1 protein-coding gene is annotated in these 752 nt (G+C 48.5%); it reads right to left on the bottom strand.

All coding sequences use genetic code 11. The features are described 5' to 3' along the window. Positions 1 to 16: 16 nt before the first annotated feature. Positions 17 to 752, bottom strand: a 736-nt coding sequence (locus R7E78_RS26255) for an LPS export ABC transporter permease LptF (RefSeq protein ID WP_318058625.1), incomplete at its 5' end; no start/stop codon positions are given.

The following is a 752-nucleotide window of genomic DNA, read 5'->3' as shown; positions in this document are numbered from 1 at the left end:
AGATTTTGAACACAGCTTACGCGAGCCTCTTCTTACGGAATTTTTCTTTCATTCGTCGAGCTGGAACACTGTCCATCATATTGGCCATGATCGCCACAATCAGCAACATCGCATTGATAGGCCACATGCCAATCGCCGCCGGAATCGCACCATCTTCCAATGCCGATTTTGTCGCACTAATCGCAAGGAAGTATGCCAAGTAAATCAGAATAGCCGGACCCATTTTGGCAAAGCGCCCTTGACGAGGGTTCACCGCAGACAAAGGAATCACAAGCATCGTGAGCAATGGAATACATACAAACAGAGAAATACGCCATTGCAGCTCCGCTTGCGCTTCAGGATCCGGATGGCCAATCAAATCCGCCGTTGGGTAAGCTTCCCAGTCACGACCTTTCTGTTTGACTTCACGCTGCCCGATCACCCCTTCATATTCATCAAATTTGGTGATCATATACTCCACGCGAGTTGGCACACCTTCATAGCGTGTACCTTCTTGCATCGTAATAACCTGACGGCCATCTGACAGTTCTTTTACTTCACCAGAAGAAGAGAACATCACGCTAGGTAGAACCGAATCTCGTGGACGCATTTGCGCGACAAACACGTTACTAAGCGTGCTGTCCTTAATATCGTCAATGAACACCACGGATGAACCGTCTGGCGTACCTTGGAACTGACCCTTTTTAAGTAAGTCGACGCTATTTTCCGCCGCGACTTGTTCGTAAAGGTGCTCCACTCGGTCTTGAGACCAA

Source organism: Vibrio sp. YT-19(2023) (genome assembly GCF_033337395.1).
The sequence above is the reverse complement of the archived record's forward strand: the minus strand, read 5'-3'. Positions and strand labels throughout refer to the sequence as shown.